This window comes from Bifidobacterium sp. LH_230, from assembly GCF_056357555.1.
Map to the genome: position 1 here is coordinate 1 of NZ_JBKEWJ010000046.1, position 1,372 is coordinate 1,372.

Below are 1,372 nucleotides of genomic sequence, written 5' to 3' on the forward strand. Positions count from 1 at the left end.
GGGTTAAGTAAAGAAAAGTGTGTCTTATTCTGGCGTGTCATTGGCGTGTTGGTGGGTTATTTTGAGCGTCCGGCCCAGCCGGTCCTGATACCGAACCCGCTTTCATAGGCGTCGACGCCGGCGGCGGGTATCTGTATCGCGGTCGCGGTTCCCGGTGTCGGTTCGTCGCTCCCGGCCGGCGCCTTCCTTGTTGTCGTCCAATGCGCGGGGGTGACGAGCGACATGGGGTCGGGATGCTCCGTGAGCATGTACATCGTCCATTCGCAGCAGCGCTTCATGTGCGCCTCGGACAGGCCCCGGTGATGGTCGAGGACCCGTTTGATCACGGCGTTGACGCCGCCCTCCAGCTGGTTCGTGGTCGACGGCAGCGAATCGCCGTCCCTGACGACGGACGGATCGCAGAACGCGAACAGCATCCCATCCCGGTTGAGCCTGACGAGCCGGAAGTAGGCTCGGCGCAGCCGTTCGTGCGTCCACCACCACTTGCGGCCCCTCGCGTGCTCGGGGTCCTGCCTGGCGTCGGTCTTCTCCTTGAGGTAGTCGCCGTGCTCCGTATGCCATTCATTGAGTTCGGCGAGCCAGATGGCCGCCACGTCCGAGGTCTTCACCTTGACGAGCTTGCGGGCGAGCTTGAGCAGCGTCTTTCCCGCTTCGCTCTTGGGTTTGTTCGTCAGGTCGGCTCGCGTGTTGCGCAGCACGTGCACGAGGCAGCGCTGCACGGCGACGCCCTTCCATCGGGTTTCGGCGGCCGCCAGACACCCCTGTCCGCCGTCGCACACCAGCAGTCCCGGGCGTTTCACCCCACGGAATAGTTGCAGGTAGGCGGCCGTCGTCTCCGCGGAGCACCACTGCCATTTCACGGGGCGCCCGTCATCGCCGGTCAGGACCAGCAGGCACCAGCCGTACGGCACATACGTGCCGTCCGCCATCACATACCAATGATTTCGCGAAACCGGCGGCAGGACAGGCTCCACGTTCCAGCACCACGTGATCCTGGCCATGAACGCCTGCCGCGTGATCCCAAACATCGCCGCGGCCTCGTTCATGGACTGCTTGCCCGTGACCCATGCGATGAACGCGCGGAACTCCGCCATGCGCGCCCGGTCCTCCCGCTTCATGACCGAACTCAGCCGGCACTCATCGCATCGCCATCGCTGGGAGCCGGCTTTCGTGAACCCGTTCCTACGCATCGCGTGCCCGCATAAGGGACACTTCCTCGCTCTCGCTGACCTGGCTCTACTCATGGAACAAGCCAACACGAAAAGTCAAGCACCCGGACGGATTAACACCCGAACCGTTAATCGCACCCCGACACACGAATCCGCAGTAAGCCTCACCCCAGATTTAAGACACACTTTTCTTTACTTAACCC

Annotated in this window: 1 protein-coding gene; it reads right to left on the bottom strand. The window is 63.0% G+C overall.

The annotated features are described in order from the left end of the window. Nucleotides 1–56 precede the first annotated feature (56 nt). The gene (locus AC1A0G_RS12180) at nt 57–1,244 is read right to left on the bottom strand and encodes an IS1249 family transposase (protein WP_476530010.1); all 1,188 of its coding nucleotides are present in this window, start codon (nt 1,242–1,244) and stop codon (nt 57–59) included. Nucleotides 1,245–1,372 lie beyond the last annotated feature (128 nt).

Bases quoted from the DNA above. Each gene is read 5' to 3' on its own strand.
- AC1A0G_RS12180 (WP_476530010.1), bottom strand. From the start codon at position 1,244: ATGAGTAGAGCCAGGTCAGCGAGAGCGAGGAAGTGTCCCTTATGCGGG.